The 23,015-nt window shown below is 63.8% G+C and carries 23 protein-coding genes and 1 pseudogene; 9 read left to right on the forward strand and 15 right to left on the reverse strand.

Annotated elements, in window-relative coordinates:
* Positions 1–292: 292 nt before the first annotated feature.
* A complete protein-coding gene (locus JHD07_RS03575; protein WP_291619002.1) occupies positions 293–1,411 on the forward strand; it encodes an IS630 family transposase in 1,119 nt (372 codons plus the stop codon).
* Positions 1,412–1,662: 251 nt separating this feature from the next.
* Here JHD07_RS03575 and JHD07_RS03580 read toward each other — a convergent pair whose 3' ends face one another.
* A complete protein-coding gene (locus JHD07_RS03580; protein WP_291619045.1) occupies positions 1,663–2,124 on the reverse strand; it encodes a pseudoazurin in 462 nt (153 codons plus the stop codon).
* 187 nt (positions 2,125–2,311) lie between these two features.
* Between JHD07_RS03580 and JHD07_RS03585 the strand changes: the two genes are divergently transcribed.
* The gene (locus JHD07_RS03585) at positions 2,312–3,034 is read left to right on the forward strand and encodes a Crp/Fnr family transcriptional regulator (RefSeq protein WP_291619004.1); all 723 of its coding nucleotides are present in this window, start codon (positions 2,312–2,314) and stop codon (positions 3,032–3,034) included.
* On the opposite strand, the gene JHD07_RS03590 is transcribed toward JHD07_RS03585, so the two are convergent.
* Complete coding sequence (locus tag JHD07_RS03590) at positions 3,031–3,168, reverse strand: DUF1858 domain-containing protein (RefSeq protein ID WP_291619047.1); 138 nt, start codon at positions 3,166–3,168, stop codon at positions 3,031–3,033. The genes JHD07_RS03585 and JHD07_RS03590 overlap by 4 nt on opposite strands.
* Before the next feature lie 237 nt (positions 3,169–3,405).
* Between JHD07_RS03590 and nirK the strand changes: the two genes are divergently transcribed.
* The 4 genes and pseudogenes from nirK to hemN all read left to right on the forward strand — a co-directional run bounded on the left by nirK (position 3,406) and on the right by hemN (position 7,330).
* Entirely contained in the window at positions 3,406–4,533 is a 1,128-nt protein-coding gene (gene nirK / locus JHD07_RS03595) for a copper-containing nitrite reductase (protein ID WP_291619006.1), read from the forward strand.
* A 60-nt stretch (positions 4,534–4,593) separates the two neighbouring features.
* Positions 4,594–5,454, forward strand: a complete 861-nt coding sequence (locus JHD07_RS03600; RefSeq protein WP_291619008.1) for an SUMF1/EgtB/PvdO family nonheme iron enzyme — start codon at positions 4,594–4,596, stop codon at positions 5,452–5,454.
* Between the two features lie 24 nt (positions 5,455–5,478).
* A pseudogene (locus JHD07_RS03605) lies at positions 5,479–5,900 on the forward strand (CopD family protein).
* 77 nt (positions 5,901–5,977) lie between these two features.
* Positions 5,978–7,330 carry an oxygen-independent coproporphyrinogen III oxidase gene (gene hemN / locus JHD07_RS03610; protein ID WP_291619010.1) on the forward strand — a complete coding sequence of 451 codons (1,353 nt, stop codon included), beginning with the start codon at positions 5,978–5,980 and terminating at the stop codon, positions 7,328–7,330.
* A gap of 698 nt (positions 7,331–8,028) precedes the next feature.
* On the opposite strand, the gene JHD07_RS03615 is transcribed toward hemN, so the two are convergent.
* The 6 genes from JHD07_RS03615 to JHD07_RS03640 all read right to left on the reverse strand — a co-directional run bounded on the left by JHD07_RS03615 (position 8,029) and on the right by JHD07_RS03640 (position 13,639).
* Positions 8,029–9,990 (reverse strand): VWA domain-containing protein, encoded by a 1,962-nt coding sequence (locus tag JHD07_RS03615; RefSeq protein ID WP_291619012.1) that lies wholly within the window; start codon positions 9,988–9,990, stop codon positions 8,029–8,031.
* Positions 9,991–9,993: 3 nt separating this feature from the next.
* A complete protein-coding gene (locus JHD07_RS03620) occupies positions 9,994–10,806 on the reverse strand; it encodes a CbbQ/NirQ/NorQ/GpvN family protein (RefSeq protein ID WP_291619014.1) in 813 nt (270 codons plus the stop codon).
* Positions 10,807–10,867: 61 nt separating this feature from the next.
* Positions 10,868–12,214, reverse strand: a complete 1,347-nt coding sequence (locus JHD07_RS03625; RefSeq protein WP_291619016.1) for a cbb3-type cytochrome c oxidase subunit I — start codon at positions 12,212–12,214, stop codon at positions 10,868–10,870.
* A gap of 37 nt (positions 12,215–12,251) precedes the next feature.
* Positions 12,252–12,704: a cytochrome c gene (locus tag JHD07_RS03630; RefSeq protein ID WP_291619018.1), complete on the reverse strand. Its 453-nt coding sequence runs from the start codon at positions 12,702–12,704 to the stop codon at positions 12,252–12,254.
* A 97-nt stretch (positions 12,705–12,801) separates the two neighbouring features.
* Positions 12,802–13,065, reverse strand: coding sequence for a cytochrome C oxidase subunit IV family protein (locus tag JHD07_RS03635; RefSeq protein ID WP_291619020.1), 264 nt, complete (start codon positions 13,063–13,065; stop codon positions 12,802–12,804).
* Between the two features lies 1 nt (position 13,066).
* A complete protein-coding gene (locus tag JHD07_RS03640) occupies positions 13,067–13,639 on the reverse strand; it encodes a cytochrome c oxidase subunit 3 (protein ID WP_291619022.1) in 573 nt (190 codons plus the stop codon).
* Positions 13,640–13,780: 141 nt separating this feature from the next.
* Between JHD07_RS03640 and JHD07_RS03645 the strand changes: the two genes are divergently transcribed.
* Together JHD07_RS03645 and JHD07_RS03650 are read left to right on the forward strand one after the other, a co-directional pair.
* Complete coding sequence (locus tag JHD07_RS03645; protein WP_291619024.1) at positions 13,781–13,936, forward strand: hypothetical protein; 156 nt, start codon at positions 13,781–13,783, stop codon at positions 13,934–13,936.
* 17 nt (positions 13,937–13,953) lie between these two features.
* A complete protein-coding gene (locus JHD07_RS03650; protein WP_291619027.1) occupies positions 13,954–14,571 on the forward strand; it encodes a TetR-like C-terminal domain-containing protein in 618 nt (205 codons plus the stop codon).
* Between the two features lie 40 nt (positions 14,572–14,611).
* Here JHD07_RS03650 and JHD07_RS03655 read toward each other — a convergent pair whose 3' ends face one another.
* Positions 14,612–15,538 (reverse strand): 3'-5' exonuclease, encoded by a 927-nt coding sequence (locus JHD07_RS03655; RefSeq protein ID WP_291619029.1) that lies wholly within the window; start codon positions 15,536–15,538, stop codon positions 14,612–14,614.
* 95 nt (positions 15,539–15,633) lie between these two features.
* On the opposite strand from JHD07_RS03655, the gene JHD07_RS03660 reads away from it, so the two are divergent.
* The gene (locus tag JHD07_RS03660) at positions 15,634–17,493 is read left to right on the forward strand and encodes a recombinase family protein (RefSeq protein ID WP_291619031.1); all 1,860 of its coding nucleotides are present in this window, start codon (positions 15,634–15,636) and stop codon (positions 17,491–17,493) included.
* A 212-nt stretch (positions 17,494–17,705) separates the two neighbouring features.
* On the opposite strand, the gene JHD07_RS03665 is transcribed toward JHD07_RS03660, so the two are convergent.
* The 6 genes from JHD07_RS03665 to JHD07_RS03690 form a co-directional block, all read right to left on the reverse strand.
* Positions 17,706–19,862 carry an exonuclease domain-containing protein gene (locus JHD07_RS03665; RefSeq protein ID WP_291619033.1) on the reverse strand — a complete coding sequence of 719 codons (2,157 nt, stop codon included), beginning with the start codon at positions 19,860–19,862 and terminating at the stop codon, positions 17,706–17,708.
* 73 nt (positions 19,863–19,935) lie between these two features.
* Positions 19,936–20,685 carry an SOS response-associated peptidase family protein gene (locus JHD07_RS03670; RefSeq protein WP_291619035.1) on the reverse strand — a complete coding sequence of 250 codons (750 nt, stop codon included), beginning with the start codon at positions 20,683–20,685 and terminating at the stop codon, positions 19,936–19,938.
* A gap of 2 nt (positions 20,686–20,687) precedes the next feature.
* The gene (locus JHD07_RS03675; RefSeq protein ID WP_291619037.1) at positions 20,688–21,137 is read right to left on the reverse strand and encodes a hypothetical protein; all 450 of its coding nucleotides are present in this window, start codon (positions 21,135–21,137) and stop codon (positions 20,688–20,690) included.
* Between the two features lie 15 nt (positions 21,138–21,152).
* On the reverse strand, positions 21,153–21,524 hold the full coding sequence (locus JHD07_RS03680) for a hypothetical protein (protein WP_291619039.1): 372 nt from the start codon (positions 21,522–21,524) through the stop codon (positions 21,153–21,155).
* A 157-nt stretch (positions 21,525–21,681) separates the two neighbouring features.
* On the reverse strand, positions 21,682–22,416 hold the full coding sequence (gene qatD, locus JHD07_RS03685; RefSeq protein WP_291619041.1) for a Qat anti-phage system TatD family nuclease QatD: 735 nt from the start codon (positions 22,414–22,416) through the stop codon (positions 21,682–21,684).
* Positions 22,413–23,015, reverse strand: a 603-nt coding sequence (locus JHD07_RS03690; RefSeq protein WP_291619043.1) for a 7-cyano-7-deazaguanine synthase, incomplete at its 5' end; no start/stop codon positions are given. The genes qatD and JHD07_RS03690, both read right to left, overlap by 4 nt.

The following is a 23,015-nucleotide window of genomic DNA, read 5'->3' on the forward strand; positions in this document are numbered from 1 at the left end:
AGCCGACGCCATCGGACTCGACCGCGACGGCTTGTGCCGAGCACTGCTCGGCCTCGTCGTGTCGGAATACCTGAAGACGCGTAGCTTGCCGGACGTGCAGGCCGAGCTCCGCTTCGTGGCGGACAATTGCGATCCGGACACGGACTTCGCATTCATGCGACCTTAACGACGCGAAGTATCAACAACCTAAGAGCTTGAGCTAGTGTCCTGAGTCACAAGTTCGCAATCGTAGATTCGCAGTAGATTCGCGTCGCTTTGCCAAAGATGGCGGCAAACAGCGACGGAGTCTCCGATGGCGGTCCAGCAACTTGCCCCCCTGATATTGAGCGATGGCGAGCGCGCCGAACTGACGTCGCTGACGAAGCGGCGGAAGACGGCGCAGGCGCTGGCTCTGAGAGCCCGGATCGTGCTGACCTGCGCGGAAGGCGGTCAGAACAAGGACGTGGCGGCCAAGCTAGGCCTGGAGCGGGGCACAGTAGGCAAGTGGCGACGGCGTTTTGTGGAGCAGCGTGTGGCCGGGCTGCAAGACGAGCCGCGCTCCGGCGCGCCTCGGACGATTGACGACGCCCGCATCGAAGCCGTGATCGTGAGAACGTTGGAGAGTTGCCCTGAGAACGCCACTCATTGGAGCTCCCGGGACATGGCGAAGGCGAGCGGCCTATCCGTATCGACGGTACAGCGCATCTGGCGGGCGTTCGGCCTCCAGCCGCACCGGATGGAGACCTTCAAGCTCTCGACCGATCCGAACTTCGTGGCCAAGGTGCGCGATGTCGTAGGCCTCTACGTCTCACCGCCGGAGCACGCCATCGTTCTGTGTGTAGACGAGAAGTCCCAAATCCAGGCGCTGGACCGTAGCCAGCCGATGCTGCCGATGCGTCCCGGCCAGCCAGCCCGAAGGAGCCATGACTACAAAAGGCATGGCACCACATCTCTTTTCGCCGCCCTCGATATCGCGACCGGACGGGTGATCGGCAAGTGCTACGGGCGCCAACGCACCGCCGAGTTCCGCAAGTTCCTGGACGAGATCGAGGCTGCCGTACCGCGTGAACTCGACGTCCATCTCGTCATGGACAATTACGTCACGCACAAGAGTCCTATGATCCGGAGATGGCTGGCCAAAAGGCCGCGTTGGCACGTGCACCTGACCCCGACCAGCTCGTCGTGGCTCAACCAAGTCGAGCGCTTCTTCGCGCTCCTCACCGATAAGAAGATCAGGCGCGGTGTCTATCGGAGTGTCGCCGCCCTGAGGGCCGACATCGCCTCGTTCATAGAACGACACAACGCCGATCCCAAACCGTTCCGATGGACCAAATCCGCCGATGACATCCTAGCTTCCATCGAGCGCTTCTGTCGATACAACGCCCCGGCAGAACACGATGCGATATTGCGAACTTCTGGTTCAGGACACTAGATCAAGGCAATCTCGCCGCCAATCCGACAAGTGCGTCGGATGCACACTCCCGCTTCCCGCGACGGATGGCTTCCGATCGCGCTCGCTCCCGACGATTGCGACCTCGAACTCGGAAAGATCCGCAATGCCGGCATCGAGTCGCCGCGGTTCTCGTGCCGCAGCAAATCCGGTCTTTGGTACAACGCCTGGACGGACGAGGCCGTGCTCGTCCATCCCACGCATTGGCGGTCGTGGCGGCTATAGGCCGCCAGTCACTTCGAAGCGGTCTTGCTGGCTTCGAGCTTGTCGAAAAGGGTCGCGAACACCTGTTTGGCCTTGCCGACTTGCGGGACGGCTTTGGCCTGATCGAGGTTGGTGGGGGATCCGACGACGACCATCGCAACCATGCCCATTCCGTAATGCGGCAAGCACTTCACGCCGTAGATGCCATCCTTGTCGAACTTCACGACGACGTCCTCGCCGTTCTTGCCCTGGAACTGGGTGGCGCCGTCCGGCAGCATGCCCTTGATAGATTCCGCGTTGTGGCCCTTATCGGTCGAAACGAACTTAACGGTATCGCCGGGCGCGATCTTCACCAGGGCTGGTTCGAACACCATCATGGCGCCGTCGCTCCCCTTGTTGAGCATCTTGACTTCGATCTCGGCGGCCGCGGCGGCGCCGGCCGACATCATCAAAATCGCCGCAGCGGCGGCCAGTATCGCAGTCTTCCTCATTGCCGTTTTCCCTTCGAATTCGTTCCCGGGAAGGCCGGGGTCCTGACGGAATGACATAGGCGCATCCGGCCCCCGGAGATTGAGCCAGCGCAACTTCCCGGCGGGTTCCATGGGGTAAGACCCTCCAACGGCGTTGAGGCTTGAATGCGAGCCGGATACTGTCCGTCTCGACCCGAGGAAAGAAATCATGGCTTCCGTCGACCGCTCCCTGGTCGCAAATCTTCCGATGTTCGCCGGCCTGTCCCCGGCGGAGCAGGACGAGCTGCTGCGCGAAGCGCGATCGATCCGTTACACCAAGGGCAGTTCGGTGTTCGACCAGGGCGCTCAGGCCGACCGCTTCTTTCTGCTGCTGCACGGCCACCTCCGCGTCGAGAAGACGACGCCCCAGGGGCAGCAGACGGTCGTGCGCTACGTCTCCGCCGGAGAGCTCTTCGGTGTGGCGCAGGCCATGAACATGACGCACTACCCCGCGACGTCGGTCGCCGCCGTCGACAGCATCGCGCTGGCGTGGCCGTCGTCGTCCTGGCAACGCCTCATCGCCAAGTATCCGACGCTCGCGGCGAGCGCGCTCCAGACGGTCGGCAGCCGCCTTCAGGACACCCAAGCCCGGGTTATCGAGATTTCCAACGAACAGGTTGAGCAACGGGTCGCGCATGCGCTGCTCCGCCTGGCGAAACAGGCCGGAAAGAAGGTGGACGCCGGCATCGAGATCGACTTCCCGATCAGCCGTCAAGACATCGCGGAGATGACCGGAACGACGCTGCACACCGTCAGCCGCATCCTCAGCGCCTGGGAAAGTGAAGGATTGGTCGAAGGCGGAAGGCAGCGCATCGTGTTGCGCGACGCGCATCGGCTGCAGGGACTTGCCGAAGGCGAAGAAGCTATCCAGGTCCGCAGGCGCGGACCTTAGGCCGCCGCTTCCAGAATTCTCGGAAGAAACACGGCTGCGTCGACGCCGTGCTCCTCGCACGCTTCGTCGATCGAGTGGAAGGCCGCGATCGGGCAGCCCACGCAGCGCATCCTGAAATCTAGAAAGACGCGGATGGTGGACGGCTATCGGCGCATCACGTCGTCGACGGGCCATTCGCAGGTGGGGCGAGAATTTTTCATGCCGCCACGTTGACCGCTATGGTCCGAGCGATCTTTGCTCCGGCGCAAATTCCCCGACGAAGCCTTCACCTCCGCAGCCTTCCCGAACGTTGCTCCAGAGCAAAGAGCGTAGCGCTCGAATGGATCATGATCTGTCCATCGAATTGCAACGACCAACCGATGGAGAGCGACATGCTCACGCGCAGGACTGCTTTGATGGGGGCCGCGATCGCGGCGCTCATGATGGCCACGCCGGCGATGGCCGGCGCCGCGGACAATCTGAAGCTTCCGCGCGAGAAGGTCACGCTGGTGGCCCCGCCCGCCGTACACCCGCACGAACAGGCGACCAAGTCCGGTCCGAAGATCGTTGAGTTCAAGCTGACAATTCAGGAAAAGGAAATCGTCATCGACGCAGCCGGCACCAAGTTCCACGCGATGACCTTCGATGGCTCGATGCCGGGCCCGATGATGGTCCTGCACGAAGGCGATTACATGGAGCTGACGTTGGTGAATCCGGCGTCCAACTCCATGCCGCACAACATCGACCTCCATTCGGCCACCGGAGGCCTCGGTGGCGGCGCGCTGACCCACGTCAATCCCGGCGAACAGGTAGTGTTGCGCTGGAAGGCCACGCGTCCCGGCGTGTTCGTCTACCACTGCGCGCCCGAAGGCATGATTCCTTGGCACGTCGTGTCGGGCATGCATGGCACCGTCATGGTGCTGCCGCGCGAAGGCTTGAAAGACGGCGCCGGCAAGCCGCTGCACTACGACAAGATCTTCTACATCGGCGAGAACGATCTCTACGTCCCGAAAGACGCGAACGGAAAGTACAAGACCTATGAGACGGTCGGCGAGTCCTATGCCGACACCACCGAGGTGATGCGCAAGCTGATCCCGACCCATGTCGTCTTCAACGGCAGCGTGGGATCCCTGACCGGAAAGAACGCGATGACCGCGAAGGTCGGCGAGACCGTCATGATCGTTCATTCTCAAGCCAATCGCGACACCCGCCCACATCTGATCGGAGGTCACGGCGACTACGTCTGGGAGACCGGCAAGTTCAACAATCCGCCGGAGAAGGATCTCGAGACTTGGTTCGTCCGCGGCGGATCGGCGGGCGCGGCGCTCTACACGTTCCGCGAGCCCGGCATCTACGCCTACGTCAACCACAACCTGATCGAGGCCGTCGAACTCGGCGCAGCGGCCCATTTCAAGATCGAAGGCAAGTGGAACGAGGATCTGATGAAGCAGGTCACGCCTCCCGGCCCGATCCCGCCGGATAAAGTCGGCGCCGCCGAACCGGTGGCCGTCACCCGCTAAGTGGCGCCGGACGCGGCCCGCGGTTCACGCCGCGGGCCGTTCATCTTAAGGAGATCCGTCATGCTGATGTTGATGAAGATGAAGCTCGCGATGCTCGCCGGCGCGGTCGCGGCACCAGTGCTCGCCACCGCCCTCGCGCCCGCCCCACAGATCGATCCGGAGGGGATGGCCCGCCTGACTTCCGTCTCGTTCAGCTACCGCGCCGCCGGCGACTTCTCCCGAAGCGGCAAGCCCGTCGAGGGGCCGCTGCGCGATGTGGAACTGCACGCGGACCTGCTCGTCATGAAGCGGCAGGTGACGGTTGCGGAATACGGCCGATGCGTCGAGGATCTGGCCTGCCCGCGCGTAGGCTCCCCGTCCGAACGCCAAGACGTTCCGATGGTCGGCGTCAGCTGGCACGACGCTTCCGCCTACGCCGCCTGGATATCTCGGAAGACCGGCGTAGAGCATCGGCTGCCCACGGACGAGGAGTGGACGTTCGCCGCGGCCGAGAAGGTACGCGACGAAGCGCTCCCGCTCGTCGATCCGGCCGATCCCGCCCAGGCGTGGATTGCGCGCTACGAAGTGGAATCGAATCGCTCGAAGCCGGCGGATACCTCTCCGCAACCGGGCGGTACGTTCGGGACCAATAGTATGGGCCTCGACGACTTGGCCGGCAACGTCTGGGAATGGACGGATACCTGCTTTTTACGTGTCGCTCTGGATGGAAAGCGCGAGCATGTGACCAACACCAATTGCGGCGTGCGTGTCGTCGAAGGTGCGCACCGCGCTTATATGACCGACTTCATCCGTGACCCGAAGTCCGGAGGCTGCGCGGCCGGCGTCCCTCCGACCAATCTCGGCTTCCGCCTCGTCGTCGAGCGTCCGTCCGCTGTCGCCGGCGCGGTCCGCGGCGTCTCCAGATTGCTGCGGCGCGCCTGACGTTCTCGAGCTCGGTGCCGTCCGATGTATGAATGGGTGAAAGCGCTGCACATCTTCGCGGTGGTGGTCTGGATGGCCGGCATGATTGCCTGCCTTGGCTGTTCGTCTACCACAGCGGTGCCGCCGTCGGATCCGCTACATCGGAAACCTTCAAGTTGATCGAACTTCGCCCACTCAAGGTGATCATCAATCCTTCGATGATCGTCGCCTGGATCGCCGGCCCTGCGCTTGCGTGGCTGGGACACTGGTGGACCTCGCCCTGGTTTCTGCTCAAGTTCGCTCTGGTCTTCGCCCTATCTGGCGTGCACGGCGTCCTCTCACGGTGGGTCAAGGACTTCGGCGGAGATCGGGCGAGGAGAAGCCTGAGCACCTACCGAATCGTCGGCGCGCTTCCCGTCGCGACATTGGCGGCGGTCGTCGTCCTTGTCGCCGTCAAACCGTTCTAACGCGATCCAGTTTGACCTGACGCAACGAGTGCACCGCCCGTTTCAGGCATTCGGACACTGGCAAAAGGATGGATGACATGCGCTCGGAACTCGCACGGCGATACGGTCAGGACCGGCTTCCCCGCTATACCAGCTACCCGACGGCTCCTCATTTTAATCCGTCGATCGGGGAGGCCGAATATCGCGGATGGCTGAAGTCCATCTCGCCGCGCAGCCCGGCCTCAATCTACGTCCACGTGCCGTTCTGCCGGTCCATGTGTTGGTATTGCGGCTGCCACACCTCGGTAACCAAGAAGGACGACCCGATCGTCATCTACGCCTCGGGCCTGCGCACAGAAGCGCATCTGATCGCGGAGGTTATCGGACATCGGCAGCCGATCTCACATATCCACTTCGGCGGCGGCACGCCGACGATCATGACGCCGGAGACCTTCGCCGACCTGGTCGGCGCGCTGCGCTATTCGTATTTCGTGCTGCCGGACGCCGAAGTCGCCGTTGAGATCGACCCGCGCACCCTGACGGAGCCCATGACCGAAGCTCTCGGCTACAGCGGCGTCAACCGCGCCAGCTTGGGTGTGCAGAGCTTCGATCCGGCGGTCCAGCGCGCAATAAACCGCGTGCAGAGCTTCGATCAGACCGCACGGTGCGTAGAGGACCTCCGCCGCAACGGCATCGGCAGGCTGAACTTCGATCTTCTTTATGGCCTGCCGCTACAGACGGTCGGCTCCTGCCTCGATACCGTGGAGCGATGCATCGAGCTTCGTCCTGACCGCTTCTCCGTCTTCGGCTACGCGCACGTGCCCTCGTTCAAGAAGCACCAGCGCAAGATCGACGAGTCCGCGCTCCCCGACAGCACCGAACGGCATCTTCAGTCGGAGGCGATCGCGGAAGCGTTGGTCGACGCGGGCTACGTCCGTATCGGCTTCGATCACTTCGCTCTTCCCGAGGACGAGCTCGCGGCTGCGAAGCGCGAAGGCCGCCTACGCAGGAATTTCCAAGGATACACGGACGATGCCGCCGAAACGCTGATCGGGCTCGGCGCGAGCGCGATCGGCCGGATGCCGCAGGGCTTCGTGCAGAACGTGGTCGCGACGCGTGACTACCTGTCGCGCACCGCCGACGATCGTCTCGCGACCGCCAAGGGCTACGCGTTCACCGGCGACGACCGCTTCCGCGCCGACATCATCGAACGCGTCATGTGCGACATGGCCGTCGATCTGTCCAAGATCGCCAGGTCGCACGGCCGGAATCCGGAAGCGGCCGTCGTGGACCGCTCGCGGCTCGATAGCCTCGTCGCGGACGGTGCGGTCACCGTGAACGACGATCTGATCTCGATGAGCGGCGGGGCCGAATTCCTGGTCCGAAGCCTGGCCTCGACGTTCGACGCCCATCTTGCCCGCTCCATTGCGACGCACAGCCAGGCGGTTTGAAGCGGATAGAGACCGTTCATCGCGCGACCTCCGCCTTGACCTCGATCATGTCCCGGCAAGGATCGCACCTGTAAACGTAGATCAGCGGTCGCAGTCCAATTTGAGGTAGCTTTCCGAGAAGTCTGGCCTCGCTCCCGCATTTCGGGCACTTGAGTAGCGCAACATTCGCGGAGCGCAACATACCGATGAGTCCCGGACAGCTTCTGATTGCTGCAGCCCGCGCACCCTAACAGAAAACTGGACCGGATCGTGTCGCCGGACGGGACGCCCGTACTATTACGGCCGATATTTCTTGAGCCACGTCAACCGTAGCGGAGCGGTCGTGGGTTCTCATGATCGAAACACAGGGACGAGCGATGCTCTTCAGTTCCGCAAACCTGCTTCGGGCCAGGCGACGCCGATACCGGATCGCCAGACGAAACTCGTTCGCTCTTTCCGATTTCGCCTCGGCCAACCGCCGAGAACCGCTTGTCGACGATCGTGCCGATCCGTTCGAAGACGATCTCCACGACGAGGCCCGCTCCGAGTCCCCTGTGCTTTCCGTTTGAATACGGGATCCGCATTTTACTTGCGCTGGCGCAAATCGAATCCGAGCCTGGGGTGCTTCATACCGATCAAGACGAGCGACCCCATTCCTCCCTTTGGCGTTGTCTCGATACTGAGCCCGGCCGACGAGCCGGGCTTCTTTTTTGCCTACGTCACTGCGTCAGCTGGCGATAGATCGCGGGCAATGCGGCCGGCAGACGCTTGATGTTGCCGACGATCGCGTAGCCTCCGCGCCCGAACAGCGTCGGGAAGTAGCTCTGGGCCGCGGCGTCGATCGTGACGCCGAACACGGCCGTCCCCGACCGCCGGGCCTCCTGGACCGCTTTGCGTGTGTCTTCGACGGCGAACCGGCCTTCGTAGTGGTCGACATCGTTCGGCTTGCCGTCGGTGAGGACGATCAGGAGCTTCTTGCGCTGCGGCTGTGCGGCAAGTTCGGAAGAGGCGTGCCGGACCGCCGCGCCGATGCGGGTGTAGTATCCGGGCTTGAGCGCCCCGATGCGTTTCTCGACCTGCGCGGTCATCGGCTCGTCGAATGCCTTGACGGTCTCGAGCTTGACCCAGGAGCGGCGACGCGAGGTGAACGTCAGAATGCTGTGGTGGTCGCCGCACGCCGAAAGCCCGTTGGCGAGAACCAGCAGCGCCTCCTTCTCGACGTCCAGCACGCGGTGCCCGTCGACCCAGGCGTCGGTCGAGAGCGATACGTCGACCAGCAGCGTGACCGCGAGATCGTGTCCCAGGGGGCGCATCGCTACATGCACGCGGTCCAGCGAGCCGCTGCCGGCGCGCAGGTCGCATCGCGCGCGGACCAGGGCGTCGAGATCGAGATCGTGCCCGTCCGGCTGCGCCCTCATCAGTTCGTGACGGGGCCGCAGCGCCTCGAACTGGCGACGTACCTGCCTGATCCGCCGCAACATTGCATCGTCCGGCTGCCAGTCCTCTCCGCGGTCGCTCGCCTCCGAAGTCAGGACGCGGCAGTTATCCGGCATGTAGCTGCCGGTCCGGTAATTCCATTCGGGATAGAGCCGCCCCGCATCGAGCCGCGCGGCATCGACCGCTTCCGGAGGGAGATCCAGATCGAACTTCAGCTTGCTCGCGGGCTTCCCCTTGCGGCGCGAGATCGCAAGCTCGTCGAGGTCGTCGGCGGCCTTGCGCGCGTCGTCCTCGTCGCTGTCGTCGGAAGGTCGATCGACGTTGACCATCTCCGCCATGGCCAGGATCTTCTCGAAGCGGTTAAGGATGAAGGGATCGCGTTGGGCCTTCCTGTCCTCCTGCTCGCGGACCGCGAAGCGCTTGCGGGTATCGGGACCGCCTTCTTCCGCCGCACCGGGCGGCTGCTCGTCGTCATCTCCCTGGGATGCGAACGCCTCCCGCGTCCAGCAGTCGCCCCAAAGCGGACAAGGCAGCATCGGCCGGTATCCGGGCGGCGCCTTCACCGGCGGCTCGCCGGCGCCGACGACGGCGGCCCAGAGTTCGCTCTTCGGAGAGGCCTCGAAGTCGGCGACGGCCGTCCAGAAATTTCCTTTAGAAGGCTGCGTGACCCCGAGCAGCGCCATCACGATGGACTCGACGTCCCGCTCCACGCGCGGCAACGGTCGCTGCGGGCGGGCGACCGCCATCGCGGCGGCCAGCCGCCGGTAGGTCGCGGTCAGTCCAGGAAACCTGGCCATGACCAGCGCGGACGTCTCGCATACCCGCCGCAGCGTCAGGAGATCCCGCTGCAGGGGATCGACTGCCTCGATCGATGCGACCGTTTGGACCGCGAACCAGGCAGCGAGCCATCGGTAAAGTTCCGCGTTGAGTTCGCGATCGGGGAAGACGGCGATGCTTTCGGGCAGGAATATCGTAGCGCCGTCGCGGCCGGGATGATCGAGCGTCTCGTCACCGAGCCCGATGCGTTGTCGCCAGCCGAGCCGGTGGGCGGACTTGCGCGCCTTGGAGCCCGCGACCTGCACGCCCTTCTCGCCGCCGAGGGCGCGGAACATCACTGCTATCCGGCTCCGGACGTCGGCCAACGCAGCGGCATGCTCCGGATGGACCGGGTACGACGCGGTCGAGCCGACCAGACGGTGCCAGGCTCGCCCGACCGTCTCCTCGAGTTCGAGGAAGTCGAACATGGCTCACCCGATCACGGCTCGGGCGACCTCGACCAGCGCGGCCTTGACGTCCACATCGTCCGTCAGCGGCTCGATCATGCCGGCGAGAACGGCGTCGGCCACCGAGACGCCGGCGGCGACGAGCGTGGCGCAGTAGACGATCAGGCGGGTCGAGACGCCCTCCTCCAGATCGTGGCCCTTCAGCGCACGGAACCGTCCGGCGAGTTGCACCAGGGGGCGCACGCGGTCCGGAGGCAGCTCGCTCTCGGCCGAGACCACCGCGATCTCCTGCTCGGGTGGGAGGAAGTCGAATTCGATGGCGACGAAGCGTTGACGCGTCGAGGGCTTGAGCGCCTTCAAAAGGCTCTGGTAACCGGGGTTGTAGGACACGACCAGCATGAAGCCCGGAGGCGCTGCGAGCTCCTCGCCAGTACGCTCCAACGGCAGGATGCGGCGGTCGTCGGTCAAGGGGTGCAGCACGACGGCGACGTCCTTGCGGGCTTCCACCACCTCGTCGAGATAGCAGATGCCGCCTTCGCGGACGGCGCAGGTCAGGGGCCCGTCCGTCCAGACCGTGTCGCCGCCCTTGAGAAGGTATCGTCCCGTGAGATCGGCCGCCGTGAGGTCGTCGTGACACGCGACGGTGTGGAGCGGAAGCTCGAGGCGTGCCGCCATGTGCGCGACGAACCGCGTCTTGCCGCAACCGGTCGGGCCCTTGAGCAGGACCGGCAACCGATGCCGCCAGGCATGTTCAAACAACGTGCACTCGTTGCCGCTCGGGACGTAGGCCGGAACTTCCCGAACAAGATTCGGGACGGCGTGCAGGGCTGGTTTCATAACGGTTCTCCGGGGGCCTAAGGGGCGACGGCCGCAAAGGATGAGGCCGCCGCATCGCTCGTCATTCGGCGGCCTGCAGCGCCGCCGACATCGCGGGTTGCCTCGCGCGGCCCGGGACCAGCACGGCCCAGACGAACATCGCGGCGGAGATCACCACGAACACGCCGGAGCCGAGGCGGACCCAATAGAACATCGCCAGCCCGTCCTGCACTTCCATGAAGCTCTGGCCGAGCACCCGCTGCAGATGGACCTGGACCACGCCGGCGAAAGTCAACGCGAAAGTCATCACCATCATCGCCGTCGTCATGATCCAGAAGCTCGCCATGCTGAGCCACTGGTTGTAGGGCGCCCGCCCTTTGATCTGCGGGATCGCGTAGGCCATCACCGCGAGATTCAGCATCACGTAGGCGCCGAAGAAGGCGAGATGCCCGTGGGCGGCGGTCACCTGCGTGCCGTGGGTATAGTAGTTCACCGACGACAGCGTGTGCAGGAAGCCCCAGACGCCCGCGCCGAGGAATGCCATTACCGAGCAGCCGACGGACCACAATAGCGCGGCGCGGTTCGGATGCTTGCGGCCGGCCTTCCAGGTCATCTGTACGGTGAAGATCACCATCGTGAAGAACGGCGCGACCTCGAGCGTGGAGAACAGCGAGCCGATCCACTGCCAGTAGCCGGGAGCGCCGATCCAGTAGAAGTGATGTCCGGTGCCGAGAATGCCGGAGAATAGCGCCAGACCGATGATGACGTAGAGCCACTTCTCCACGACCTCGCGGTCGATGCCGTTGAGTTTGATCATGAGGAATGCGAGCACGGACGCCATGATCAGTTCCCAGACGCCCTCGACCCAGAGGTGGACGACGTACCACCAGTACATCTTGTCGACCGCGAGATTGGCCGGGTTGTAGAAGGCGAACAGGAAGAAGATCGCAACGCCCCACAGGCCGAACAGCAGGATGTTCGTGACCGTGGTCTTGCGCCCCTTGAGCGCCGTCATCGTGACGTTGAACAGGAACATGAGGCAGACGACGACGATCCCGACCTTGATCGGGAACGGCTGCTCCAGGAATTCGCGTCCTTCATGATAGTGGAAGAGATAGCCTACGACCGCGACGCCCGCGGCGCCGAAGAACATCCAGAACTGGATCTTCGCCAGCAACGGACTGAATAGTTCGTTCTCGGTCTCCTCCGGGAGCAGGTAGTACGTCGCTCCCATAAAGCCGATCAGCGACCACACGATCAGCGCGTTGGTGTGGATCATCCTGACGATGTTGAAGGGAAGCAGGGCTGACAGTGTGTTCGGAAGAACGTAGATGGTCCCGGCGACCAGGCCGAACGCGACCTGGGCCAGGAAGAGCGTCAGCGCGCCGTAGAAGTACAGCATCGCGACCTTCTGGGTCTGGTATTTCATGAAGGGATCCTCGTTGAAGGCGGTCGGAATGCGGTGATCAGCCCGCCTTGTTCGGCGGCCAGTTCTGGCGCTTGATGCTGTCGGTCCACTGCAGGAAGTCGGCGAGATCGTTCAGTTCCTGGTCGGTCAGGTTGAACTGCGGCATCTGCCGGCGGCCGGGCGCGCCGCTCGGCTGCGCCTGCATCCAGGACTTCACCATCTCCTTGGCGGATGCGGGATCCTCCCTGCCGCCCCAGCGATCCCAAACGTTGCCGACCTCGGGCGCGAAGTAGGCGCCCTCGCCCAGCAGCGTGTGGCAGTTGATGCAGGAGTTCTTTTCCCAGACGTGTTTGCCGCGAGCGACGGAATCCGTCAGCGTCGCGGTGTCGGTCGATTTGGTCACCATGTAGTAGTGACTGTGGGCGGTCAACCCTAGGAATATCGCGAAGAAGAAGGCGGAGCCACCGTAGAAGACGTTTCGCGCCTGGGTTTTCGTGAGGCGTTCAGCCATCACCCATCCTTTCGGTGCGGTTTCGGTTGTTACGAGCGTGTCGACAACCTATGCAGTCCGACGGACCGTTCGTTGTGCCGGAGCAAACAAGCGAGCGTCAGACGAAAAGTCTGACGGCGGAGGCCGCCCAGGCGAACGAGGCGATGCCGACGACCCAGGCGGTCACCAGGCCGCGCCAGACCGGCGACGCGGCCCTTAGCCCGAGGAAATCCAGTAGGATGCGGCGGCCCTTCAGCGCAGCGAGCCCCAGCAAGACAGCCGTGGCCGATGGCCCAGCGATCAGGTGCCATGACGCGAGCAGCGTTGCGACGGCCAGGCCGATCAGCACGCACAACGTCGTCTCGAGAGGATGTCGGGTCATGTCAGCGCACCAGGTAGACGATCGGAAACATCAGGACCCAGACGAGGTCGACCATGTGCCAGAACGAAGTTCCCGTCTCGACCGCGTGAGCGTCCGCACCCCGTAGGACTACGGCCAGGATGAGCAGCCCCAGGACGACGTGCAGCAGATGGAAGCCGGTCAGGAGGAAGTAGAGCGTGAAAAACGTGCTGGTCTCGAACCCGGCCCCGGAAGAGATCTCGGCCGCATATTCCAACAGCTTGATCGCGACGAACGCCGCTCCGAGCGCCATCGCGAGCGACAGCCAGCGACGGCACTGGGCGCGCCGCCCCTCGCGGGCGGATCGGCCGCCGCGCGCGGCCGCCCACCCGCTGGTGATCAGCACCAGCGTGTTCAGGCCGGCCCGACCGGGATCGAGCAGCTGCTGACCTTCAGCGAAGGCCGATGGGTTCACGGCCCGGGCGACGGAGAAGGCGCCGAGCAGAAGGCCGAAGACCGCGAGCTCGCTGAAGATCAGGACCCACATCATCGGGTCGCCCGGCAATTCGGCCAGAATCCCCCAGCCTTCCTGCGCTTCGTACTCTCGGGCCGGCATCGGCTTCCTTCGGCGGTTCACGTTCACGAACCGGTATCCAAGATCTCGCCTCCACTCTTTGTCCCGCGACAAAGACGGGGATCGCCGCCCGAATTAGTGTCCGACCGTCGCCGCGTATCGTCCGCGGGATCCAGGAGCCACATGAGCGAAGCGCAGCTAGGCCTTCTCACGGCAACGCCGATCATCATCGTCTTCGCCGGCGCGCTGCGGGCGATGGGCGTCCTGTCGACCGTGGCGACGGTGTCCGCGATCCTGCTGTCGGTCGCGATCGCCGTCGTCCTTTTCACGACCCAATGAGCGAGGAAGGTGCCGCCATGAACGCCCGCAGCTTCGACGTCGACGACATCCTCTCGAACACATGGGACCGGAAGCTCGCCCAGGATCTGGCCATCGAGATCGAGTCCGGGACGGGAGACCGCCGCGGGACGTTCAGCGAGATGCGCCGCTTCCTCGCCGTCAAGGGGTACCGCGATCTGCTGCCGCGGCTCGAATCCGCCCGCGAGGACAAGTACGCCGAGAACGCTCTGATCGCAGTCGCCCACGCCATCCGCAGGTATGCGCTCGAACGGCCCGCGCTGTCGGCCGCCGCGTTCCGGACGGCCGCCGCGGACTGCCCGGAGTGGCGCGATGCGCACAAGCGGCTTCACTCGTTGATGTTGGAGGTTCTCGGAGAATGCTGCCTGTTCGGCGACGCCGCCGAAGGCGCGCTCATCATGCTCCGCAGCCTCGTCCGCGGCTACGTGCTGCACGAAGTGATGCACACCGTCGTCGGCGTCGAGTCCTACGATGACGCCTTCGACAAGGCTCATCAGGTCTTCATCATCGGATTGCCGGCTTTCGCGCCATCGGTCGTCCGCCGGGAGACGCAGAAGGGCCCTCGCCCGCCGAACGAATCGGCCCACCCGCCGGCCATTTCTTTCGGCATCCTTTGATCGGCCGCTATCCGCGTCCGCCCTACCTGATGGACGCTCCTCAGACTCGGCTCGAGAACCGTGTGAACGCGGTCAGCCTCTGCACGGTAGGCTCGACGTCCTGCATGTAGATCTGGGTTCGAAGAAACGCGATCTCTTCGTCCAGTCCGCTATCGTCGACATCGATGAACCAGGACTTGGGTCTCCCGTCGCTGCCGTCGTTCCAGCGATAGCCGCGCCGTTTCAACGAGTCCTTGAGCTCGAACGCGGTCTGCTCCGCCCAGACCCGCATCGTCGGCTTACGGGCGGTCTCCAGCAGGAGCGCCAGCGCCGGCGAGCCAATCGTCGGCAATTCGAACGCCAGAACCTCCAGTAGGGCGTGGCAGTCGTCGACGGCCCTATGTGCGTGGTGGAAGTAGCCCGCTCCGTTCAGGAGATAGCCGAGTTGCGAGCCCGCGAAGCCGTGCTTGCGCCAATCGATCTCGGTCGCGCTGCAGCCCCAGGCTTTCTGCTCGAACACGGGCCAGTAACGCTCGGCGAACTTCCGGTCGAACCCGCTGTTGTGCGCGATGACGATGACCGCATCGTCGATGAAGGCCGCGATGGCTGCATCGTCGAATCTGTGGCCGGCCACCATCTCGTCGGCTATGCCCGTGAGTGCCCTCACCTCCGAGGAAAGCGGCGCACTTGGCTCGTTGAAGGCGGAGAAGGTGTTTCTGACGCCGACGATCCGCCCCTCGGTCGTGTAGTCGAACTTGACCATCCCGAGTTCGATGATCTCGTCGCGGGAGTGATCGAGGCCGGTCGTCTCGGTGTCCAGCAGAATGCCGGTCCTCACGTCAGTGCCGATGATCAGGGTGTAAATGGGACGCGCAGCAAGACGCCGTAGAATCCGGTAATCGGGCGACCGAGCCAGGGCGGCCGCCATGGCCTGCAGGTCGACGGGGGTCGGTGGCGTCTCGACTGGAGAAGCTTGGGACAGGATCATCGCGTATGTCTGGCACACGGAGGGCCCACCGTGTACTGGAGACTCGGGGGGATTCACCACCTTTTCGGGCAGGTCGGCCGGGTTCAGCCCCGTTCGTGCGGACAGCACGGGTCGAAGATTTGTCCCGGTGCTCCCCGGCTCGGTGCCTACACCTTGGGCGCAGCAACCGGACACCCTCGCTCGCGCTTCTGGCGGGCATTGCCATCCCGAACGCACAGGGTGTATTGGCCATCCTAAGTAGCTCTGAAGTGGTGGAGGGGTGCATGGGTAACTGGCTCGTGGTTCCCAAGGGCACAAGCCTGGAAAGGCGGACCCGAACGCGCCGCGCGGCGCAATACGTCAGGATGTCGAGGGAGCTCCAGCGCTACTCGATCAAGAACCAGATGGCGGCCATTGCGGCCTATGCCGAGGCGAACAAGCTCACGATCGTCCGCACCTACTCCGACGAGGGCCGGAGCGGTCTCCGGATCAAGGGCCGGCCTGGTCTGATCGAACTGATCGAGGACGTCCAGTCGGGGCAGGCGGACTTCGATCACATCCTCGTCTACGACGTCAGTCGCTGGGGCCGGTTCCAGGACGTCGACGAGAGCGCGTACTACGAATTCATGTGCAAGCGGAGCGGCGTGCAGGTCGAATACTGCGCCGAACTCTTCAAGAACGACGGCACATTCGTCTCCGGAATCGCCAAGAGCCTAAAGCGCGGTATGGCCGCAGAGTGGAGCCGGGAACTCTCGGTCAAAGTGCACGCGGGGCACTGTCGCGTGGCGAGCTTGGGATATCGCGTCGGCGCTCCCGTTGGCTACGGCCTTAGACGCTTGATGGTCGACGAAAGCGAGCATCCGAAGGGCTTCCTCGAAAAGGGCCAGTTCAAGGCTTTGCAATCGGACCGCGTTCGACTGCAGCCCGGCTCCGTCGAGGAGGCGGCCGTGATCCGGTCCATTTTCGATCAGTTCGTCAACGGCCGAAGATCGTACAGCGACATCAGGCGACACCTGAACGACGCAGGAATCGCCAATCACAATGGCCGCCCTTGGACTGACGGTATGATCCCCACCATCCTGGCGAACGAGAACTACATCGGTAAGACCGTCTACAATCGCACCTCGCGACGGTTGGGGCAGAGGCTGGTCAAGAATCCGGATCACATCTGGATCCGAGGCGCTGCGCAGATCGAGCCTATCGTGGACCCCGGCATCTTCGCACGAGCCCAGAAGCTGCTGGCCGAACGGCGCGTGGAGATCCCCGAAAATGAGATGCTGCTGCGGCTGCGCCTCACGCTGCGCCGGCGCGGAAAGCTCAACTCGCGCGTCATCAACACGACGCTCGGTCTAAATCACGTCTCGTCGTACGTGAAGCATTTCGGATCGCTGCGGAAGGCGTATGCGCTGATCGGATATAAGTCGCCGCGCGACTGCGACTGGATCGACACCCGGGATTTTTGGGCTGCCGAACAGGCGAAGCTCGCAACCGAGCTCGAGGAGGTGTTGCGAAACGATCTTGGTCTTCGGCCGGAGCTCGCTCCGGACGGGATCGGCGTCGATGTCGAAGGCAGACGGGTAGTTTCGTTTCTCGTCGCGCGACGGCTGGCGCGACGGGGAGAGGATCACGCTGCGCAATGGAAGGCCTACCGGAGGCAGATCTCATCCGGCCTGCTTGCTGTGATGCGGTTGGATGCGGCAAATCGCGAGATCGAGGATTACGTTCTACTGCCTGCCTCGTTGAGGTCGGGACGCTACGTCTGGCTCGCATCAGGCTCCCTTCTTCGTCATCGCGGGGCGCTTTACCGGGAAAGGGGGGCACTCTTCGCGGCCATCAAAGCAGCGCTGGCAAAAACCACCCATGCCGCCCCAACCAGCTCAGCACCGCCGAAAAAGCGATTGAGATCAGGCCAGCCCAAAGCCAAGGGCTTCGGCGCGCGGCGCTCACGGTGCGGAGGTACAAAATCGCACCAATGAGAGTGCCGTAATTCCTTCGGAAGTCACCGTTCAGTTTCGCGATCTTGGACAATTCCGAGGAGGTGTCCACGTCATTCGCCATCGGGCTGGCTCCTTCGTCTCGCTAGGACCAGCGCCTTATGAACCACTGTTTTGCCCGACGGAGCAAGACAAATTTCGTCTTATCGGAATCTTCTGGAGCCGTTTCCAAGCTACCCGATCGGCTCGAACCGCTAGGCGGCTTCGCCGATATATCTCTCCTCACTCCGCTTCTGGTTGATGAGATTCAACAACTGGGCGGAGGCCCGCGCGTCGCATAGGGCGCGGTGGTGATTGTCGAGTGATATGCCGTAGATCTCGCAGAGCTTCCCTAGTCCATAGGACTTGTGTCCCGGATAGCGCCGCCGCATCCCGGCACATGTGCAGAGCTTCGGAAATCTGAAGCGACGCCCGATCCGCTCGAATTCGTAGGAGAGGAAACCGTAGTCGAAGCTGACGTTATGGGCGACGAAGATGCCGTCGGCCATGAACTGCATGAAGGAATCCGCGACTTCGGCGAACAAAGGCGCGTCGCGAACCATCTCGTTCGTGATGCCGGTCAGCTGGACGATCTTGGCTGGAATGGAACGCTGCGGGTTGAGGAGAGAGTGCCACTCGTCCACGACCTGATGGTTGCGGACCTTCACCGCCCCGATTTCGGTGATGCGATCGCCGTTCGACCATGAGCCGGTCGTCTCGATGTCGACCACCACGTAATCCTGCTCGGGGTCGAAGCGGTACTCGACGCGCCCGATCTCGGCCAGGATGCCGACGTCGCCGAGTTGGCGGAGGCGGGTCAGCTGGTTGCGGCGGATCACGTCCCCTTCGGCCTTGACCTCCATGAAGGACGCCTTGCCGTCCTGGACCAACATGAGGTCGGGGAAGCCGTCGCGCATGCCGCGGAAGTCGTCGCACATGCTGCCGAGGATGCTGGCGACGCCAGCCGGATCGGACCCTTCGAGCAGCGCGCGCAGCGCCTCCACTTGCACGTGATCCCAGCTGAAGATCCCGTTCGGGCGGCCCCATCTCGCTGCGACGGTGCGGAGGATCAACGGGAGGGCGGATCCGGACGCGATGGCCGCCAGCTTCTCGTCGATCGTCGCGGCGAAGAGCCGGCGGAAGCTGCGATCCTTCAGGCAGTGAGGTAGCCAATCGAACCCGCTGGGCATCCGGGTGCTCTCGAAGAGCTCGTCCCAGAAGAGCAGGCCGAACAGGCTGTGCCACAGCACATTCTCGGTGAAGAAAACCTTGGTGCCCTCGCGCCGCAGCACGCCGGCGACGCCCGCCTCGGGATTGCCGCGATGAGTGTCATCTACGGTGATCGTGCGGCCGGACCGCAAAAGTTCGGTGTGGAGACCCGTGCGCCGTCCGCCGAACTTGCGGGCATAGAAGTCGGTAGCGAAAAGGTGTTCTTCGTCGCTGGCGGGATCATCGATCATGCGCTGCAGCAGCGCTTCGGCCTCTGTCTTGTCGCCGTCATTATAGAGCAGTCGGACCAGTCGCTCGTTGCAGTCCGGCGAAGACCCCGCCCGGTAAAGCGTAAGGGCGAGATCCCTTTCGCCTGCTTTCTCGAAGAAAAGCCCAGTTCGGTGCGCGGCTCGGCTGCGGAGATCGGCGGCGAACTGGGTCATGCAGGCGGGTCCGCCGAGCACGTCGACGGCCGCCCGTCTGTGGGCAGGCTCCGATCCGTCCTCCAGACTGTCCAGAACCTTGCTGTAATGGAACGAGGCGAGCGCCTCCTCGGCATCGGTGAAGCGCGCGCTGAACGAGGTCTCTTGGTTGGTGCGGAGGATTCCCAGGTCGCGCAGCGCGAAGTTCTTCAGATCCACCTCGGTCTTGCCGAAGTAGAGGTAGAGCAGAAACTCGATGGGACGCGTACCGTCGAGCGCGATGAAATTGCGCGCCCCACAGTGCTGCGCGGCGACCGAAAATGGTACTCTCTCAAGGTAGTAGTCGATGAACTTCGGCTTTGACCAGGACTTCCGGACGTCTCCACGCCCGGCGGCCTGTGCACCAGTCACAAGGACGTCCTTCGGCAGGCATGAAACGAAAACCGCATAGTCCTCCTCGCCGAGCTCGCGTGCCTGACCGGCCGCGGTCAGATCGGATGCCGCCCGCTCGACGTCATCGATCTCGGGGTAGCTGAACAGGGATCGGTTGAATATGGCACCGCGCCTGTTGATCATCCTGACCAGCAGACATCGCGCATCTCTCGTAAGGCCCTCGAACCGCGCTACGAACGCGTGATGCTCCGGACCAAGCACGGAGGCATACGTCCGCTGCACGAACCCCAGCATTTCGGTGAAGTGGTCCAGGTAATAGTAGACGGGCAGTTGGGGCAGTTTGGCCAAGCGGACCTTCGCGGCAGGAATCGTTTGTTCTATTTTTGTTCGAGGGAAGTCCTCTGAGTCAAGCGCCTAGGCGCTACGGGTAGCTCGAGCCGTGGATTTCGGTGGTCGCCGGCGCAGCGTCTTCCTTCGCGCCCCGAGCAACGATCTTCAACGTCCCGTCCGGTAGGGGCCGCTGCAGCGTCAGGGCTTCCTCCGCCGGTGCCGTCATCCAGGTCTCGATCTCTTCGGGCGTCGTCAAGATCACCGGCATCGCCTTCGGGTGGATGGCACCGACCTCGGCGTTCGGCTCCGTTGTAAGGAACGCGTACAGGTCGTGGGTCGTCTCGCCTTCCTTGACCTTCCGGACGGACGTCCAGTTGGTCCAGATACCGGCGAAGCATGCGAGAGGACGGCTTTCGTCGAGCGCGAACCAGATGTCACCGCCTTCGGCCTTGTTGAACTCGCTGAACGAGTTGAACGGCACCACGCAACGGTGCTCCGGACCCAACCAGCGCGTCCAGTGCTTGCTCTTGACGTTGCGAATGTTTGTAGTTCCGGAGTCCGGCTCCATCCGGAGCAATTCCTTGAAATCGACGGTCTTGCCCTTGGCCTGCAGCTTTTCGGCCCGCTTCTTGGTAGCATCCATCAAGGCCTTCGACGACGACGGCATGCCCCAGCGCGCCGTCGCGAGCTCACGGCCGTCGGGGCCATTGCGCACGATCGGTGCCTTGTAATCCGGAAAGACGCCCGGCATGGGCGCGAGGTTGCCGACGTAGCGGTTGACGACGCGGAACAGCGCGCTGATGGCGGCCTGGTTGATGGTGATCGAGTAGAGATTGCACATCGTCAGGTCTCCGGAGCGGCCTGGCGAGGGCGCTGTGCCAACTGTAGCAGCGTCGCCGCCGGGCGGCGATTGGCCTTGGCGCACGCGCTGCAGCGAAGTCGGCTGGCTAGGTCGTGGACGAACGTGGTCGGCGGGTGGCGCAGCGTCGCCAAGTTCACGACCCGCCGAGCCTTGCAGCGCGAACACTCGATCTCGAGCCACGCGTACGCGCCGTTGATGGCCTGATCGACGGATGGCGACGGGTCGATCGGGCCGCCGTCGGCCCACATGCGCTCGTTCCACGACTCGCAGAGCAACTTGTCCGCCGTCCGGATCAGCGCTTCCCCCTTGGCCCTGGCCTCGGCCGACTGGGCTGCCAAAATCGAGGTCATCGCCCGAGCCTTGCCGAGCTCCTTGGCGAGCGCCTTGCGGTCTCCTCCGGAGAGCGGCGTCGGATGGTGCTTGGGCGCCATGGCCGGTCCAGCGGGTTACGGCGCGTCGTACGACGGCCAGCAGCCGTCTTCCTCGTGCCGCCCGGTGCGCCGCGTGCAGGTGTTGTCGAGCAGGCGCTGGCCGACGTCCTGCCAGACGGCGTCCCGACCGTAGAGCCGGATGGCATCGACCTTCTGAATCTCGACGATCCGCGCGCAACGCCGGCATGACATCCTCAGTAAGTGCTTAGGAATTTGGTCCAGCCGCAGCGTGCGTCCGGATGGGCCGGGCCCCGGATCCGGTCCGTCGACGCGGGGGTCGACCAAAAGCGACTGCCAATATTCGGGCGGAAGCTCGTCTGCCGGTCCTACCGCGCCCGTGGGCAAGGATTTCGGGCTGGCCGCGGGAGAAGAGCCGAGCTTCTCCATTTGCTGCCTGGTCGGGAAGCGCCAGCTGGCGGAGTGAGTGGACATGCCTCACTAGAACATATCAAGAACAATGGAGTCGAGTCGTGCAGCAAGAAATTTTGGGCCCGTCGCGCGCGCCTTCGAATCGTCCACGATTGTGTTGGGAAGGTGGGAACTACTACGGGATAATCGATGTCAGTGCTCTGAGGTTCTGCATCAGCTGTTCCCGCGCCTCGTCTTCCGTGACGTTCCAAATCTGAGCAAGCGCCCTCTCGGCCTCCACGACGTCCCACGGGTAGAGTGACCTCCCTTCGGTCTGTGCAAAAGGTCCATCCGATTCCGTGAGGATCCGATCTCTCGGCATGTTTGCAGTCAACGTGCGTCCACGCTCGCCGGCGAGCATAGCCGGACCGACGCTGAACCAATATCCCCCGTCGACGGCGCGCCGCAGTTCCCGACGCGTTCCTGAAAACCAGTGAAGTACGGCGGCGCCCGCCCCGTCCACGGCGGCGAGCGCGTCGAGGACCGGCATCGCGGCCCGTCTGCTGTGTATCGTCATGATGCGTCCGCCGACCGCCTTGCACATGCGCAGGATTTCTTCGAAGACGCGGCGCTGCGTGTCCCACGTCGCCTTGAGCTCTGGACCGCCGTCGAGGCCGATTTCGCCGACGTATTTAGACCGCGGAAGCAGATCCTCGAACAGGCCGAGTTCGCTTTGCCGCTCCTGCGCGAGCTGCGGATGCAATCCTATGGCGGTACGAATACGCGTCGCGTTCTCCGCGAGCGCAGCGGTACCGGGCCAAGCCGACGGCGTGGTGGTGACGGAGAGCACAAACAAATTGCGGCGGACGCATTCCTGCGTTGTGGTCGCTGGATCCGGATAGAGATCAAGATGGGCGTGGAGATCGATCACTTGACACCGCATTTGGCGTGGAGCGCGCCGAGCTCGGCAAGCCCCCGACGTATCATATCCTTCAAGGCGTCGTGCTGCTCGATGCGTGGCCACGACAGGGCGCTCCCGAGCCATCCGTCGAAGCCGCCTTCCTTGACCGCGGCCAACGCCATCCCGACAGAGCGGACATCGTCGAAACCTGCATGGTCCGCGTCGTCGCGCCCGAGAGGCTCGAAGACGTAGTCGGTCGGGTCGGCCTCGCCCCATGCAATGAATGCCGCCCTTCGGACCTGACAGGGAACGCACCGCCCGCAATGTCTGTAGTTGTATCGCTGGAAGCGGCCGCAACTGGTGGATTCGCCCGCGAGCGCACGCAGGAGCGTCTGATGGCGGCATCCTCTCAGCATCTCGCCCTTAGTCGCCGTCGCGTAAGGGGCAACGAGCGACAGACCGATGTCGGCGGCATCGAGGACTTCCTGAAATAGGGAGAGGAAGTTCGGGTGGGCCGTGCGGGTGCTCAGGCTTCCGATGCGGCTTCCCGTCAGGGGCGGATTCACGGCGATGAACCCGTTCTCGCAGACGTAGAGCGGCAAGTCGCCGCCGGTCCGGTACGGCTGGAG

Source organism: Bradyrhizobium sp., assembly GCF_016462955.1.
Taxonomy (GTDB): domain Bacteria; phylum Pseudomonadota; class Alphaproteobacteria; order Rhizobiales; family Xanthobacteraceae; genus Bradyrhizobium.

Coding starts and splice junctions, on each gene's coding strand:
- JHD07_RS03640 (WP_291619022.1), bottom strand. CDS start 13,639: ATGCCGGCCCGAGAGTACGAAGCGCAGGAAGGCTGGGGGATTCTGGCC.
- JHD07_RS03670 (WP_291619035.1), bottom strand. CDS start 20,685: ATGTGCAATCTCTACTCGATCACCATCAACCAGGCCGCCATCAGCGCG.
- JHD07_RS03620 (WP_291619014.1), bottom strand. CDS start 10,806: ATGAAACCAGCCCTGCACGCCGTCCCGAATCTTGTTCGGGAAGTTCCG.
- JHD07_RS03630 (WP_291619018.1), bottom strand. CDS start 12,704: ATGGCTGAACGCCTCACGAAAACCCAGGCGCGAAACGTCTTCTACGGT.
- JHD07_RS03645 (WP_291619024.1), top strand. CDS start 13,781: ATGAGCGAAGCGCAGCTAGGCCTTCTCACGGCAACGCCGATCATCATC.
- hemN (WP_291619010.1), top strand. CDS start 5,978: ATGCGCTCGGAACTCGCACGGCGATACGGTCAGGACCGGCTTCCCCGC.
- JHD07_RS03635 (WP_291619020.1), bottom strand. CDS start 13,065: ATGACCCGACATCCTCTCGAGACGACGTTGTGCGTGCTGATCGGCCTG.
- JHD07_RS03575 (WP_291619002.1), top strand. CDS start 293: ATGGCGGTCCAGCAACTTGCCCCCCTGATATTGAGCGATGGCGAGCGC.
- JHD07_RS03680 (WP_291619039.1), bottom strand. CDS start 21,524: ATGGAGAAGCTCGGCTCTTCTCCCGCGGCCAGCCCGAAATCCTTGCCC.
- JHD07_RS03600 (WP_291619008.1), top strand. CDS start 4,594: ATGCTGATGTTGATGAAGATGAAGCTCGCGATGCTCGCCGGCGCGGTC.
- nirK (WP_291619006.1), top strand. CDS start 3,406: ATGCTCACGCGCAGGACTGCTTTGATGGGGGCCGCGATCGCGGCGCTC.
- JHD07_RS03655 (WP_291619029.1), bottom strand. CDS start 15,538: ATGATCCTGTCCCAAGCTTCTCCAGTCGAGACGCCACCGACCCCCGTC.
- JHD07_RS03650 (WP_291619027.1), top strand. CDS start 13,954: ATGAACGCCCGCAGCTTCGACGTCGACGACATCCTCTCGAACACATGG.
- JHD07_RS03625 (WP_291619016.1), bottom strand. CDS start 12,214: ATGAAATACCAGACCCAGAAGGTCGCGATGCTGTACTTCTACGGCGCG.
- JHD07_RS03580 (WP_291619045.1), bottom strand. CDS start 2,124: ATGAGGAAGACTGCGATACTGGCCGCCGCTGCGGCGATTTTGATGATG.
- JHD07_RS03675 (WP_291619037.1), bottom strand. CDS start 21,137: ATGGCGCCCAAGCACCATCCGACGCCGCTCTCCGGAGGAGACCGCAAG.
- JHD07_RS03615 (WP_291619012.1), bottom strand. CDS start 9,990: ATGTTCGACTTCCTCGAACTCGAGGAGACGGTCGGGCGAGCCTGGCAC.
- JHD07_RS03585 (WP_291619004.1), top strand. CDS start 2,312: ATGGCTTCCGTCGACCGCTCCCTGGTCGCAAATCTTCCGATGTTCGCC.